Below are 13,942 nucleotides of genomic sequence, written 5' to 3'. Positions count from 1 at the left end.
GCGAATAATTCCGGGGTCCTGCCTCGTGGACCTCGCGGAGAGGACGATCATGAGTACGGTGCAACTGCCCGAGGGCCGGTACGGCCGCTCCGCGGACGAACGCGCCGACCGGAAGCTCAAGGTCGTCGGCAGTGTGCTGGGAGTGGCCCTGCTCGTGCTGGTGGGCTGGTTCGCCTACTACTACGTCGGCGGCAACAAGATCAGCGCCCAGGTCATCACCTTCAAGGCCGTCTCCGACAGCGCGGTCGAGGCGCACCTGGAGGTGCGCAAGGACACGGATGCGAGCGGTTACTGCACGGTCCGCTCCCAGAGTGCCGACGGCACCGAGGTGGGCCGCGCGGACTTCCGCTTCGACCAGCGCTCCTCTCGTATCGACAAGGTGGTTACCCTGCGTACGACGGCCCGGGGCTCCACGGCGGAGCTGCTCGGCTGCCACGCGGACTGAGCGGAATCGCGCAAACACGGAACGGGAACGGACATGGGCTGACATCACCCTCAGCACCTAGCCCCTGACCTGCATTGACGTAATTCTGATGACTTATGTCCTCCCCTCTGAGCCACTGAATTGTTAGGCTCGTGGTTTCGCCCACCTGTGGAGGAACATTCTTCTGGGTAGGGCGATGCTTTGTATTCCCAGTACCTACGAGGAGCACCTGTGACCCAGACCAGTGAGAGCGTCACCTGGCTGACCCAGGAGGCGTACAACCAGCTCAGGGCCGAGCTGGAGTACCTGTCTGGTCCTGCGCGCACGGAGATCGCCGGCAAGATCGCGGCCGCGCGCGAAGAGGGCGACCTGCGCGAGAACGGCGGGTACCACGCAGCCAAGGAAGAGCAGGGCAAGCAGGAGCTCCGTGTGCGCCAGCTGACCCAGCTCCTGGAGAACGCCAAGGTCGGCGAGGCTCCCGCGGCGGACGGCATGGTCGCGCCGGGCATGGTCGTCACCATCGCCTTCGACGGCGACGAGGACGACACCCTGGACTTCCTGCTGGCCTCGCGCGAGTACGCCAGCTCCGACATCGAGACGTACTCCCCGCAGTCCCCGCTGGGCTCCGGTGTGAACGGCAAGAAGGTCGGCGAGGACGCCCAGTACGAACTGCCCAACGGCAAGTTCGCCTCGGTGAAGATCCTCAAGGCCGAGCCGTACCAGGGCTGAGCCCAGGACCAGCGACTATGACGATGCCCCCGGCCGCGCGGCCGGGGGCATCGTCATACCCAGGTCACGATCGGCCGGTCATCGTCCTCACGCCGTCGCCGAGCGGTACTTGCGCACCGCCAGCGTCCTGAATATCAGCGTGATCAGAACCGAGTAGATCACCGAGGCCCAGATCGAGTGCTGCATGGGCCAGGCGTCCGACTTCGACTGCCCCGGGTTGCCGAAGAGCACCCGGCAGGCCTGCACCGTGGCACTGAACGGGTTCCAGTCCGCGATGTGCCGCAGCCATGGCGTCATGTTGCTGGAGTCCACGAACGCGTTCGAGATGAACGTGACCGGGAAGAGCCAGATCAGCCCGCCGGACGTGGCCGCCTCCGGCGTACGCACGGACAGGCCGATGAGCGCGCCGATCCAGGTGAACGCGTACCCGGACAGGAGCAGCAGGCCGAAGGCTCCGAGGACCTTGCCCGCGTTGGTGTCGCCGTCGGAGCCCACGCGCCAGCCGACGAGCAGGGCGACCACCGCGAGGACCAGCAGGGTCAGCGCGGTCTGTACGAGGTCCGCGAGTGTGCGCCCGGTCAGCACCGCGCCGCGCGCCATGGGCAGCGAGCGGAAGCGGTCGATGAGGCCCTTGTGCATGTCGTCGGCGATGCCCGCTCCGGCGCCCGCGGTGGCGAAGGTGACGGTCTGCGCGAAGATGCCGGCCATCAGGAAGTTGCGGTAGTCCTCGGGGCTGGTGCTGCCGCCGATCTTCATGGAGCCGCCGAAGACATAGCTGAACAGCACCACGAACATGATCGGCTGGATCAGTCCGAAGATCACCATCTCCGGGATCCGGGACATCCGGATCAGATTGCGCTTGGCGACGACCAGCGAGTCGCGGATGGACTGGCTGAACGGGTTCGAGGGCGCCGCGATCTGCACGGCATCGGTCACGGCACTCACTTGCCGGCCTCCTTCTGGCGCTTGGGACCCTTGCTGCCGCCCGCCACTCCGTTGCCCTCTTCCCGCTCCTCGGCCATGTGGCCCGTGAGCGAGAGGAAGACGTCGTCCAGGGTGGGGCGACGCAGGCCGATGTCGTCGATCTCGATGCCGCGGGTGTCCAGTTCGCGGATGACCTCCGCGAGGAGCTTGGCGCCGCCGGTGACGGGCACGGTGAGCTTGCGGGTGTGCTCCTCGACCTTGGTCTCGCCCTTGCCGAAGCCGCGCAACACCTCGGAAGCCGTCTCTATGTGCTCGCGCTCGTGCACGACGACCTCGACACGCTCGCCGCCGGTCTGCGCCTTCAGCTGGTCGGCGGTGCCGCGGGCTATGACGCGGCCGTGGTCGACGACGCAGATGTCGTGCGCGAGATGGTCGGCCTCTTCCAGGTACTGGGTGGTCAGCAGCAGCGTCGTACCGCCGGAGACCAGTTGCTTGATGACGTCCCACAACTGCTGGCGGTTGCGCGGGTCGAGGCCGGTCGTCGGCTCGTCCATGAACATCACCGGGGGCGAGACGACCAAGGCGGCCGCCAGGTCGAGCCGGCGGCGCATACCGCCCGAGTACGTCTTCGCGGTGCGGTCGGCGGCGTCGGCGAGGTGGAACTGCTCCAGGAGCTCGTCCGCCCGCACCTTCGCGGCCTTCGCCTTCATCTGGTAGAGCTGGCCGACCATTTGCAGGTTCTCGCGGCCGGTCAGGTACTCGTCGACCGCGGCGAACTGTCCGGAGAGGCCAACCCTGCGCCGGACCGCGTCGGGGTGTTTGAGTACGTCGATGCCCGCGACGACCGCCGTGCCGCTGTCGGGGCGCAGCAGGGTTGTCAGGCAGCGGACAGCGGTAGTCTTTCCCGCGCCGTTCGGCCCGAGCAGGCCCAGCACGGTGCCTTCCGGGACATCGAGATCGACGCCGTCCAGAGCCCTTACGTCACCGAAGGTCTTCACCAAGCCTTCGGCATAGATGGCGCCTGGCATGTGAGTTCTCCACGTCGTTGGGGATTTTCACGCAATGAGCAGCAAGAGACACACCGTAACGCGATGTATCGCGTTGCTCAACAGATTTTTCCACCCGGGACTGACAGTGGCCCTGACCTCAGTCGATGACCGTGTAACCCGCCTCGCGCAGCGCCAGGTTCACCTCGGCGCAGTGCTCGGGCCCCTTCGTCTCCAGGTGCAGCTCGACCTCCACCTCCGTGAGCCCGAGCCGTGGATCGGTCCGTACGTGGCTCACATCGAGGACGTTAGCGTCCGCCACTGACAACACCCCGAGAAGTGTGGCCAGGGCGCCGGGACGGTCGGTCAGCCGCAGCGTCACCGCAAGGTAGCGGCCACCCGCCGCCATGCCGTGCCGCAGGATGCGCTGCATCAGCAACGGGTCCACGTTCCCGCCCGAGAGCAGAGCCACCACCGGGCCCTCGAAGGCCCCGGGCTCGCGCAGCAGGGCCGCGACGGGGCTCGCGCCGGCCGGTTCGACGACCAGCTTGGCGCGCTCCAGACAGAGCAGCAGAGCGCTGGACAGATTGTCCTCGGAGACCGTGCGCACCTCGTCCACCAGCTCCTCGACAAGGCGGAACGGCACATCGCCGGGCCGTCCGACCTTGATGCCGTCGGCCATCGTCGCCGGGTTCTCGATCGACACCGGGCGCCCGGCCACCAGCGACGGCGGGTACGCCGCCGCCCCTTCCGCCTGCACACCGACGATCCGGACATCCGGACGCAGCGACTTCACCGCGAGCGCGACGCCCGCGGCCAGCCCGCCGCCGCCGATCCCGACGACGATGGTGCGCACCTCGGGGCACTGCTCCAGGATCTCCAGGCCGACCGTGCCCTGGCCCGCGATGATGTCGGGGTGGTCGAAGGGGTGGATGAACACCGCGCCCGTCTCGGCCGCGTACTCCTGCGCGGCGGCCAGCGTCTCGTCGACCACCTGTCCGTGCAGCCTCACCTCGGCGCCGTAGTCGCGTGTGGCCGCGATCTTCGGCAGCGGGGCGCCGGTGGGCATGAACACCGTGGAACGCACGCCGAGCAGCGCGGAGGCCAGGGCGACGCCCTGCGCGTGGTTTCCGGCGCTCGCGGCGACGACACCCGCGGCGCGCTCCTCGGGAAGCAGCCCCGCGATCCGCACATACGCGCCGCGCAGCTTGAACGAACCCGTGCGCTGGAGGTTCTCGCACTTGAAGTGGACCGGTGCGCCCACCAGCTGGGTCAGATACCTGCTGCCCTCCATCGCGGTCACCCGCGCCACACCCGTGAGCATCTTCTGCGCGCCACGTACGTCGTCGAGAGTCACGCTGGGAAAGGAGTCAGCCGTGCTGTAGCTCATGACCACCAGTCTCGCAGTTCACGCGGGTCCCCTCCTGGTGTGACCACGCTCCGAGACCGGTTTGCGCAGCGCCGGTACGACCCGCCTCCCAGCCGCGTACCCTGTCCCCCAACCCAGCTCCCCACGCATGAATTGAGCCCCCGGCCATGCCCACAACACCAGAAATGTCGATGGACATGACGACCGTCGGTGACACCGGTCTTCTCGACACGCTGCAGCACGAGGTCGCGGTGTTCGCGCGTCGTGCCGAACAGACCCGGCTCGGCGGGGTGGGGCAGGTGCGCAACTCCATGGACCGTGCCGCGTACCTGCTGCTCAACCGCCTCGACAAGGAAGGCCCGATGGGCGTCAAGGCGCTCGCCGCGAGCATGGGCATCGACTCCTCGACGGTCACCCGGCAAGTGGCCCCGCTGGTCGACACCGGGCTCGTCAAGCGCACGTCGCACCCCGAGGACGGGCGCGCGGTGGTGCTCCAGCTGTCGCCGCGCGGGCAGTCCCGGCTCGACGAAGTGCGCTCCTCCAGGCGTCAGTTGATGGCCGAGCTGACACACGACTGGGCGCCGGAGGAGCGCGAGGCGTTCTGCACGCTCCTCACGCGCTTCAACAGTGCCCTTTCCGCCCGCCAGGCCGCGCAGGGCATGCCGGTGTCGGAGCCGGAGCCGACTTCCTGAACTTCCGCGGGGCACTTCACCGTGTCCGCGGTCTCCACGCGCGCGTGGGCCACTTCCCGAGGCCCCGACCGCGCGAAGGCGGTTGCCCCGGGCTCCACGCACGGGTGGGCGATCTCCGGAGCGCGCGGGCGCCTTCCCGTGTCTCCACGCGCGGGTGGGTGATTTCCAGGATCGCGGTCCCCAGGCGCGCGGGTGACATCCCAGGACCTCCACGCGCGCGTAGGCCATCCGGCGCGGGCGGCCCATCGCGCGGGCACGGCTCGCCATGCGGCTCGCTGCCGGTTCCGCACGCGCGCGGAGATCTTTCCCCCGGCCTCCGCGTGCGACGTAAACCCTCCCCCTGTCTCCCCACGCGCGCGTGCATGTGCGCCGGACTCTTGACCGGAAGGCGGCGCCTGGCCTCATATGAGACCGGGTCCTTGTCGTACGCGGTGCGGCATGTCGTACGCGGCCGGGGCTCCGTTTCCCTCAGGGTCGCCGTCAGGCGGGAGGCGCGGTGCGAGAACGGCATGCGTCCCAAGGCGCCCGCCGGGCCCGGGAGTTCGAGGCGTTCGTCGCGGGCGCGGCCGGGCGGCTGCTGCATGCCGCCACGCTGCTCACGGCGGAGCCCCGGAACGCCAACCCGCGTGCCCGGCGCCTGCTGACGCTGGCCCTCGCCCACACGTACGCCTCCTGGGACCGGCTGCGCGGCGAGGACCCGTACGACTGCGCGCGCCAGCAGCTGGCCGTCCGCTTCGCGCGCGCGGCCTGGCACCAGTACGGGAGCTTCGGGCGGCTGCGGTTCCGCCCCTCCGCCGACACCGTCCTGGCGCGGCTCACACCCCAGGAGCGGCTGATTCTGGTCCTCAGGCTGTACGAGGGGGTCGCCGAGGAACAGACGGCGGCCCTGCTCGGGCTCCCCACGGAACGGGTCCGGGCGATCTGCGCCCGTGCGATGGCGACGCTGCTGCACCCGCCGCGGGGCCCGGCACCGACCAGGGTGGAGGTGGCACCTTCATGACTGCGCCCTCTCGGGGGACACCCCCCGGACCCCCGGCAGCGGAACCAAGCCGGACCGCTTGTCCGGCGCGCCCGGTGCTCCCGGTGCTCCCGGTGCTCCCGGTGCTCCCGGTGCTCCCGGTGCGAGGTGATCTTCCGTGAACCGGCCCGAGCGCGAGGCGGCCGTACGGCGGATGCTGGAGCAGGCGCCGCCCCCGGTGCCGCCCGACCTGTACGCGGACGTCGTACGCCGTGGCGGGCGCATGCTGCGCCGCAGGACGGTGGCGCGGCGCCTGATGTGGCTGCTGCTGTTCGCCGCGGCCGTCGCCTTCATCGTCTGGGCGTCGATGGCCCGTCCGTGGGTGGAGCCGCCGTCGGAGACGACTCCACCGCTGACGGGCTGGTAGGCCTGGCCTGCCGGGCGGCCTGCTTCCTGATGCCTAGCCGAGGGCCTGCTGGAGGTCCTGGAGCAGGTCGTCGACGTTCTCGATGCCTACGGAGAGACGTACGAGGTCGGCGGGGACCTCGAGCGCCGAACCGGCCGCCGACGCGTGTGTCATGCGTCCCGGGTGCTCGATCAGGGACTCGACACCGCCCAGAGACTCGCCGAGCGTGAACACCTTGGCGCGGTTGCAGACCTCGACGGCCGCCTCCTCGCCGCCCTCGACCTGGAAGGAGACCATGCCGCCGAACGCCTTCATCTGCTTGGCGGCGACCTCGTGACCCGGGTGCTCCGGGAGGCCCGGGTAGAGAACGCGCGTCACGCGCGCGTGACGGGTGAGCATCTCGGCGACCTTGCCGGCGTTCTCGCTGTGCCGGTCCATGCGCACGGAGAGCGTCTTGGTGCCGCGCAGCACCAGCCAGGAGTCGAAGGGCCCGGCGACCGCGCCCATCGCGTTCTGGTGGTACGCCAGCTCCTCGCCGAGCTCCTGGTCGCCGACGATCAGGGCACCGCCCACGACGTCCGAGTGGCCGCCCATGTACTTGGTCAGGGAGTGCACGACGACGTCCGCGCCGAGCGCGAGCGGCTGCTGGAGGTAGGGGGTCGCGAAGGTGTTGTCGACGACGAGCTTGGCGCCCGCCTCGCGCGCGATCTGCGCGACCGCGGCGATGTCGGTGATGCCGAGGAGGGGGTTGGAGGGCGTCTCGACCCAGACTGCCTTGGTCTTCGGGGTGAGGGCGGCTCGTACGGAGTCGGGGTCGCTGGTGTCGGCCACGGACCACTCCACGCCCCACCGGGAGACGACCTTCGCGAAGAGGCGGAACGTGCCGCCGTACGCGTCGTTGGGGATCACCACGTGGTCGCCGGGGCTGAGCAGCGTACGCAACAGGCAGTCCTCGGCCGCCAGTCCGGACGCGAACGCGAGGCCGCGGCGGCCGCCCTCAAGGGCGGCGAGGTTCTCTTCCAGGGCCGTCCTGGTGGGGTTGGCGCTGCGGCTGTACTCGTAACCGCCGCGCAGTCCGCCGACGCCGTCCTGCTTGTAGGTCGAGACCTGGTAGATCGGCGGGACGACCGCGCCGGTGAGGGGATCGGCGGTGTTGCCCGCGTGGATCGCGAGGGTCTCGAAGTGCTGACTGATGTGCCTGTCGCTCATGGGTCCCGAGCGTAGTGCGCCCGCGAGGTTGATGACGGCGTACGCCCTTCGCGAGGGCCTCCGGCCCGCCGGAACCGGCCTGAGTCCGACCGGGTTGGCCAATTGTCGGACCCGTCTGGTTCGCTTGAGGCATGGAGATTCTCTGGGTCCTGATGGCGCTGGCCATGTTCAGCCTGGTTCTGCTGCCGGTGCTGATGCGCAGGCGCGCCGGTATTCAGCAGGTCGCGCCCGGCGACCCGGACGCCGCGGACCCGGCGAACTACGGGTTTCTGCGGCAGGAGGAGCTGGACATCCGCATGCCGGGCCCGGACCACGACCTGCTGGACGTGCTGGACCTGGTGCAGCGCACACAGGACTACCGCGCCGCCTCGCAGCTGCTCGCGGGCACGGAAGTGGAGGGCGAGCGGCGCTGGCAGCGTGTGCAGGCCTTCGCGGGCGCCGCGTCGCTGGAGCTCCAGCAGCGCCCCGGCGGGGTCAGCGAGACCCCGGGCGGGCAGTGGCTGCGGGTGTGGCGGGCCGAGAAGCCCAAGGATGCGGGCAGCGCGGCGGTGCACGCGGAGTTCCTGGTGCAGCAGGCGTGGCGTACGTCGACGCCGGGGACGGACGAGTTCCGGATCATCATGGAGGAGGCGCGGGCGGCTTGCGGCGAGGCGGCCCTCCTCTCCCCCGGTGACCCGGTCCCGTACATCATCGAACTGTCGGTGGCCCGCGGACTCGCCTACCCCCAGCCGGAGTTCGAGAAGCTCTGGCTGAAGATCCTGGACCGCGCGCCGTCCCACATGGGAGCGCATCTGGCGGCCCTGCACTACTGGTGCGAGAAGTGGCACGGCTCGCGGGAGGTGGCGTACTCCTTCGCGGAGGCGGCGGCAGCGCGCGCCCCCCAAGGCTCCCTCCTCGCCGCGATGCCCCTCTTCGCGGTCTTCGAGCACCTCCCCGAGGTGAACCTGGTCCGCAGCTTCTACCAGAGCGAGGTCGTGACGAAGGCGGTCCACGGCGCGCTCTTCGCGGTCCACGCGGCCCGCCCCGACGACCCGATGCTGGCCCATGTCCGGCACCTCCTGGTCTTCTTCCTCGTCCGTAGCGAGCGCTGGTCGGAGGCGATGAACCAGCTGGTGCACGTGGACGGCCACGTGGGCGCGCTGCCCTGGACCCTCACCGCGGACCCGGCGGCCGACTACGCGATATACCGGGCGCTGGCGGTGGCGGGGTACGAGGCGAACGGTGGGAGCCCGGCGACGCTGTCGCACTGAGGCGGGGCACCGCCCGCCGCAGGCCGCTCCAGTGCGGGTCGGCCCTGCGCGGGCGCCTCCGCGCGGTTCGCCTCCGCCGTGGTGCGCCCGCATGATCAAGCCGCCGGAATTCCGGCCGGGTTTCCTACGTTGAACAGCACGGACCCCACCCCCCGGCCCCGTGCCCCCAGTAACCCCGTGGAGACCGCATGTTCCTGCACAGCCGTACACCGCAGCTCCCGACCCCCGAGCAGGCTCTGCGCGGCCGCCCCGAGCCGACCTTCACGGTCCCCGACCGCCACACGGTCCTCGGCACCCCGCTCCTCGGCCCCTACCCCGAGGGCCTGGAGATCGCCGACTTCGGCATGGGCTGCTTCTGGGGCGCCGAGCGCAAGTTCTGGCAGCTCCCGGCGGGCGTGTACACGACCCTGGTCGGCTACCAGGGCGGCTTCACCGAGCACCCCACGTACGAAGAGGCCTGCTCGGGCCTGACCGGCCACACGGAGGCGGTCCGCGTGGTCTACGACCCGTCCGTGGTGTCGTACGAGCGGCTCCTCCAGGTCTTCTGGGAGTCCCACAACCCGACCCAGGGCTTCCGCCAGGGCAACGACGTGGGCACCCAGTACCGCTCCGCCATCTACACCCACACTGCGGCCCAGGCCGCGACGGCGACCGCCTCCCGCGAGGCCTACCAGAAGGTCCTCACGGGCTCGGGCTACGGCACGATCACGACGGAGCTGCTCCCCGCTGAGGGGCGCACCTTCTATCCGGCGGAGGGGTACCACCAGCAGTACCTCGACAAGAACCCGGCGGGTTACTGCGGGATCGGCGGCACGGGCGTTTCGTGCCCGATCGGCGTGGCCAAGGCGGATGGCTGAGTCTCTCTCGCAGGACGCGACGAGGACGTTGAAGGCGCTGCTGACCGGCTCTGATCCGGTGAGCAGCGCGCTGCGCGCTCAGATCCCGCATACGCAGCCGGCGGGCACGTGCGGTTGCGGCTGCGTGACCGTCGACCTTGTGGTGGACCGTACGCAGGCGCCGTCGGCTCCGGTCCACGGCAATCCAGCTGCGGACGCCTGGTACGTCTTCCCGGAAGACGCCGGAGTGATGGTGTTCACGGAGGGCGGGTACCTCTCGCTCCTGGAGATCTACTCGGCTTCCGGCAAGCCGATCACCACATGGCCGGAGCCCCGTTTCGCGGAGCGCTGAGCGGCGGAGACCACGGCCGCGAACCCCTCACCCTGATCAAGCGAGAGCAAGCACCAGCAGTACCTTTCGGGCAGCAAAAACCCGGACGGGTACTGCGGGTTGGGACAAGCAGCCCGCGTAAGCCCAGGGAGCTGGGGAGAGCGGCCGTGGCACCGGCAACCCGCACGGTGCTGCGGCGGGCGCACTCCGTAGCCGTGAACGGCGGCCGGAAATCAGTGGCCGCCTGAACGGGCCGACCTCACGCTGTACGCCATGGAAGAACCGCAACGCAGGATCCGCGCGGCCTACGCGGAATCCACGATCACTGTCTACCAGGCGTACTCCCCGGAAATCGGCCTGCCCGCCGTCCGCGAGGGCCGTTTCCCCGCCGCGTGGAAACGGGACAGGATGACGTGGATCAAGCCGTCGTTCCTGTGGATGATGTACCGCTGCGGCTGGGGCACCAAGCCAGGGCAGGAGACCGTCCTGGCAGTCGAGATCAGCCGCGAGGGTTTCGAGTGGGCGTTGCGGCACGCGTGCCTGTCGAGCCACGTCCGCGGTGTCCATCCCGACCGAGCCACCTGGCAGCGCCAGTTGAAGCGTGCGCCCGCTCGCGTCCAGTGGGACCCCGAGCGCGACCTGCACCTGCAGCCCCTGCCGTACCGGTCCCTGCAACTCGGCCTCTCCGGCGAGGCCGTACGACGCTACGCGGACGAGTGGACGGTCTCCATCCGCGACGTGACCCCGCTCGCCCGTGAGGTGCATGCCCTCATCAGCGCCCAAGACCTGGACTCCGCCGCCCGACTGCTGCCCCAGGAACGCACATACCCGCTTGGAGACGAACTCCTTGCCCACCTACGGGGATGACGGACCGCTTCATTCAACAGCCGGCTGCGGCCGATGGGGCACATGGCAGTACAGGCCCGCCGGGTAGGGGGTCAAGCTGAGTACCCCGTTCGAAACCGACTGGGGGGCGTCCTGCGCGCCGGGCATCGCGTCGGTGCCGGAGGCATCGGAGCAGTGGCCGAACCAGCCCGAGTACAGCCCGGCCGGCCGTGGCACCGATCGTCATCGACGCGGTTCCACGGCCGGGTCGTCTTGCTGAGGCAGCGAACGTGGCCACCCCCATTCGATGCAGGCTGAGCGTCGCCATGCCACTCCTGCCGGACTGCCGGGCCGAAAGAAACGGGAGGGTCGCGAACGGAGACCGCGGGGAGGAACATCGGAGTCATGTAGGCAAGGTGGTGGCTATGGCGATGCCGTCGATGCATTTCAGCGAGAGTCCGGAGGATCCGTTCGCCCTCAGACGTGGCGCCTCGGCCGTGCTCGACGATCAAGGCACCGTGGTCGGCTGGAGCGCACGTGCACAGGAGCTGCTGGGCTATCCGGCCAAGGAAGTGATCGGACGGGCGTGGCAGGACCTCCTGGTGGACGCCCTTGACCTGCCTGTCGTGCGGTCCGTCGTCGTGGACGCCGTGAGGACGGGGGGCTGGTTCGGGGTCCTGCCCGTCCGACACCGCGACGGACGCCGGGTGGAGATGGGTTTCCGGGCCCGCGCGATCACTCGGGACGGGGACGGTCGGGAGTGGGTCCTGGTCGGAGCCCCCGCCGCGGAGGTCATTGCCTGGCAGCGGGACCGTGCGCTGCTGGACGGCCTCTACCGCCGGTCCCCGATCGGTCTGGTCACTTACGGCCCGGACAGCAGAGTGATTCGGGTCAACCGTGCGGTCGAGAAGGCAAGCGGTGTCCCGGCCGAGGCGCCGGTGGGCCGTCGCCCTCGCGAATTCATGGTCGACGAGGACGCGGGTCCGACCGAGGAGCGGGTACGGCACGTCCTGGAGACCGGCGAGCCGTTGATCTTCACGGAGCAGTCCGCCCGGGCACGCCACGATCCACGTCGGGAACGGATTGTGTCCGTCTCGGCGTTCCGGATGGAAGACCCCTCGGGCCGGATTCTCGGCGTGGCCGAGACGATCGAGGACGTGACCGACCGCCACCGGGCCCAACGCAGGCTCGCCCTGCTGAACGAGGCAAGCGCCCGGATCGGAACCTCGCTGGACGTGACACAGACCGCTCGGGAACTGGCCGAGGTGGCCGTCCACGGCCTGGCCGACTACTGCTCGGTGGATCTCCTCAAGCCAGTGACACTGGGTGACGATCCAGTTTCCGGTGCGTCGGGTCCGCTGCTCCGAGCTGCCCTCTCACCCCCAGAACCCCGCATCCCGTTCCAGGAAGGCGATGTGGTCCCGCTGCTTCCGGAATCTCCGCAGGCGCGGTGCCTGGTCGAGCGTCGCCCTATTCTTGAAGGACTGCTGTCCCTCCGCCCCGAGTGGTACGCCATGGACCGGCGGCGGGTCGAGATCGCCTTGGGTCTCGGAGTTCATTCGCTGATCGCGGCGCCTCTGGTTGCGCGCGGTCTGGTACTGGGCGTAGTGAGCCTGTGGCGATCGGGCCATTCGGAGCCTTTTGAGGACGACGATGCCGCCGTGGCCCAGGAGCTCTCCTCGCGTGCGGCCGTCTGCATAGACAACGCGCGCCGCTTCACCCAGCAGCAGAGCGCCGCCCTGACTCTGCAGCGCAGTCTGCTGCCGAGCGCGGCGTCCGACCTGCCGGCCGTCGAGGTGGCCTGCCGATACCTCCCAGCGAGCAGTGAACCGGGCATCGGCGGTGACTGGTTCGACGTGATCCCGTTGTCAGGGGCCCGGGTCGCCCTCGTTGTGGGAGACGTGGTCGGCCACGGGATCCACGCTGCGGCCTCGATGGGCCGCCTGCGCGCCGCCGTGCGCACCCTGGCCAGCCTCGACCTGGAACCGGACGAGGTGGTGGCGGGGCTGGACGATCTGGTCAGTCTGCTGGCCACCGAGCTGGAGGCGAACACCGACGGCAATGGGTCGGTGATCGAGCAGATGCTGGGGGCCACCTGCGTCTACGCGGTCTACGATCCGGTCTCCCAGCACTGCTCCCTGGCGCGCGCCGGCCACCCGGCACCGATGGTGACCACGCCGGACGGCCAGGTGACCATGCTCGACCTGCCCGCAGGCCCACCGCTCGGACTGGGCGGACTGCCGTTCGAGACGTACGACCTCGACCTCCCCGAGGGAAGCCTGCTCACGCTCTACACCAACGGTCTTCTGGAGGCGCGCAACGGCGACATCGACGCCGCGCTGGAGCACCTGCACGAATGCCTCACCCACTCCGCCGATCCCCTGGACAGCACCTGCCATGCCGTGGTCGAAGCGCTGCTGCCCAAGGAGCACCTCCCCATCGACGACATCGCGCTGCTCATCGCCCGTACCCGGGTGCTGCCCCCACAGAATGTCGCCACATGGCAGCTGCCCTTGGAAGCGACCTCCGCTGCCCGTGCCAGGGAGCTGACCACGGCGAAACTGACCGAATGGGGGCTGTCGGACCTGGCCTTCACCACCGAGCTGGTCGCCAGCGAGCTCGTCACCAACGCCTACCGGTACGCGGCCGGCCCCGTCACCCTGCGCCTCATCCGTACGCACTGCCTGATCTGTGAGGTGTCCGACACCAGCCACACTTCCCCTCACCTCCGACGGGCCCTCAGCACGGACGAGGGCGGCCGCGGGCTCTTCCTGGTCGCGCAGGTCACGGAGCGGTGGGGCACCCGCTACAGCCACGACGGCAAGACCGTTTGGACGGAGCAGCCTCTGCCGCACGCATGACCCGCGACGACGGGGCGTGTCTGTTTCACCAGGGGCTGTCGCGGCGGATCAAGTCGGCCTGCTCTGTGCGGCTGGCGTGGTCGGTGCCGCAGCGGGTACCTCTCGCTCCTGGAGATGTACTCGGCCACCACCGGACCGATCA

14 protein-coding genes are annotated in these 13,942 nt (G+C 69.8%); 10 read left to right on the top strand and 4 right to left on the bottom strand.

Annotation, left to right across the window (positions count from 1 at the left end; translation table 11 throughout):
• The first annotated feature begins 49 nt into the window (after positions 1-49).
• Together AB5J50_RS31800 and greA are read left to right on the top strand one after the other, a co-directional pair.
• Entirely contained in the window at positions 50-445 is a 396-nt protein-coding gene (locus tag AB5J50_RS31800) for a DUF4307 domain-containing protein (RefSeq protein WP_369261587.1), read from the top strand.
• Between the two features lie 210 nt (positions 446-655).
• Complete coding sequence (greA, locus tag AB5J50_RS31795) at positions 656-1,153, top strand: transcription elongation factor GreA (RefSeq protein WP_327431265.1); 498 nt, start codon at positions 656-658, stop codon at positions 1,151-1,153.
• Between the two features lie 87 nt (positions 1,154-1,240).
• Here the strand turns inward: greA and AB5J50_RS31790 are convergent, their stop codons facing one another.
• From AB5J50_RS31790 to ilvA, 3 genes are all read right to left on the bottom strand, one after another.
• On the bottom strand, positions 1,241-2,098 hold the full coding sequence (locus AB5J50_RS31790) for an ABC transporter permease (RefSeq protein WP_369261585.1): 858 nt from the start codon (positions 2,096-2,098) through the stop codon (positions 1,241-1,243).
• Positions 2,095-3,105 carry an ATP-binding cassette domain-containing protein gene (locus tag AB5J50_RS31785; RefSeq protein WP_369261583.1) on the bottom strand — a complete coding sequence of 337 codons (1,011 nt, stop codon included), beginning with the start codon at positions 3,103-3,105 and terminating at the stop codon, positions 2,095-2,097. Before AB5J50_RS31785 ends, AB5J50_RS31790 begins: the two co-directional genes overlap by 4 nt.
• Positions 3,106-3,223: 118 nt before the next feature.
• A complete protein-coding gene (gene ilvA / locus AB5J50_RS31780; protein ID WP_369261581.1) occupies positions 3,224-4,453 on the bottom strand; it encodes a threonine ammonia-lyase in 1,230 nt (409 codons plus the stop codon).
• A gap of 164 nt (positions 4,454-4,617) precedes the next feature.
• Between ilvA and AB5J50_RS31775 the strand changes: the two genes are divergently transcribed.
• The 3 genes from AB5J50_RS31775 to AB5J50_RS31765 all read left to right on the top strand — a co-directional run bounded on the left by AB5J50_RS31775 (position 4,618) and on the right by AB5J50_RS31765 (position 6,509).
• Positions 4,618-5,124, top strand: coding sequence for a MarR family transcriptional regulator (locus tag AB5J50_RS31775; RefSeq protein ID WP_330306949.1), 507 nt, complete (start codon positions 4,618-4,620; stop codon positions 5,122-5,124).
• A gap of 496 nt (positions 5,125-5,620) precedes the next feature.
• Complete coding sequence (locus tag AB5J50_RS31770; RefSeq protein WP_369261579.1) at positions 5,621-6,124, top strand: sigma factor-like helix-turn-helix DNA-binding protein; 504 nt, start codon at positions 5,621-5,623, stop codon at positions 6,122-6,124.
• A gap of 136 nt (positions 6,125-6,260) precedes the next feature.
• Entirely contained in the window at positions 6,261-6,509 is a 249-nt protein-coding gene (locus AB5J50_RS31765; protein WP_327431259.1) for a hypothetical protein, read from the top strand.
• Positions 6,510-6,542: 33 nt separating this feature from the next.
• On the opposite strand, the gene AB5J50_RS31760 is transcribed toward AB5J50_RS31765, so the two are convergent.
• A complete protein-coding gene (locus AB5J50_RS31760) occupies positions 6,543-7,697 on the bottom strand; it encodes a cystathionine gamma-synthase (RefSeq protein ID WP_327431258.1) in 1,155 nt (384 codons plus the stop codon).
• A 131-nt stretch (positions 7,698-7,828) separates the two neighbouring features.
• On the opposite strand from AB5J50_RS31760, the gene AB5J50_RS31755 reads away from it, so the two are divergent.
• From AB5J50_RS31755 to AB5J50_RS31735, 5 genes are all read left to right on the top strand, one after another.
• Positions 7,829-8,947: a hypothetical protein gene (locus tag AB5J50_RS31755; RefSeq protein ID WP_369261577.1), complete on the top strand. Its 1,119-nt coding sequence runs from the start codon at positions 7,829-7,831 to the stop codon at positions 8,945-8,947.
• A gap of 188 nt (positions 8,948-9,135) precedes the next feature.
• Complete coding sequence (gene msrA, locus AB5J50_RS31750) at positions 9,136-9,804, top strand: peptide-methionine (S)-S-oxide reductase MsrA (protein WP_369261575.1); 669 nt, start codon at positions 9,136-9,138, stop codon at positions 9,802-9,804.
• Positions 9,797-10,135 carry a hypothetical protein gene (locus AB5J50_RS31745; protein ID WP_369261573.1) on the top strand — a complete coding sequence of 113 codons (339 nt, stop codon included), beginning with the start codon at positions 9,797-9,799 and terminating at the stop codon, positions 10,133-10,135. The genes msrA and AB5J50_RS31745 overlap by 8 nt, the downstream gene beginning before the upstream one ends.
• Before the next feature lie 252 nt (positions 10,136-10,387).
• Positions 10,388-10,981, top strand: a complete 594-nt coding sequence (locus AB5J50_RS31740) for a DUF4291 domain-containing protein (protein ID WP_369261572.1) — start codon at positions 10,388-10,390, stop codon at positions 10,979-10,981.
• Between the two features lie 383 nt (positions 10,982-11,364).
• A complete protein-coding gene (locus AB5J50_RS31735; RefSeq protein ID WP_369261571.1) occupies positions 11,365-13,800 on the top strand; it encodes a SpoIIE family protein phosphatase in 2,436 nt (811 codons plus the stop codon).
• Positions 13,801-13,942: the final 142 nt, after the last annotated feature.

Source organism: Streptomyces sp. R35, assembly GCF_041053035.1.
Classification (GTDB): Bacteria; Actinomycetota; Actinomycetes; order Streptomycetales; family Streptomycetaceae; genus Streptomyces; species Streptomyces lutosisoli.
This window is presented reverse-complemented; position numbering and strand designations above follow the sequence as displayed.

Excerpts from the sequence above, each read along its gene's own strand:
- ilvA (WP_369261581.1), bottom strand. The coding sequence starts at position 4,453 with ATGAGCTACAGCACGGCTGACTCCTTTCCCAGCGTGACTCTCGACGAC.
- AB5J50_RS31740 (WP_369261572.1), top strand. The coding sequence starts at position 10,388 with ATGGAAGAACCGCAACGCAGGATCCGCGCGGCCTACGCGGAATCCACG.
- AB5J50_RS31775 (WP_330306949.1), top strand. The coding sequence starts at position 4,618 with ATGTCGATGGACATGACGACCGTCGGTGACACCGGTCTTCTCGACACG.
- AB5J50_RS31735 (WP_369261571.1), top strand. The coding sequence starts at position 11,365 with ATGGCGATGCCGTCGATGCATTTCAGCGAGAGTCCGGAGGATCCGTTC.
- AB5J50_RS31785 (WP_369261583.1), bottom strand. The coding sequence starts at position 3,105 with ATGCCAGGCGCCATCTATGCCGAAGGCTTGGTGAAGACCTTCGGTGAC.
- AB5J50_RS31745 (WP_369261573.1), top strand. The coding sequence starts at position 9,797 with ATGGCTGAGTCTCTCTCGCAGGACGCGACGAGGACGTTGAAGGCGCTG.
- msrA (WP_369261575.1), top strand. The coding sequence starts at position 9,136 with ATGTTCCTGCACAGCCGTACACCGCAGCTCCCGACCCCCGAGCAGGCT.
- AB5J50_RS31800 (WP_369261587.1), top strand. The coding sequence starts at position 50 with ATGAGTACGGTGCAACTGCCCGAGGGCCGGTACGGCCGCTCCGCGGAC.
- AB5J50_RS31760 (WP_327431258.1), bottom strand. The coding sequence starts at position 7,697 with ATGAGCGACAGGCACATCAGTCAGCACTTCGAGACCCTCGCGATCCAC.
- AB5J50_RS31755 (WP_369261577.1), top strand. The coding sequence starts at position 7,829 with ATGGAGATTCTCTGGGTCCTGATGGCGCTGGCCATGTTCAGCCTGGTT.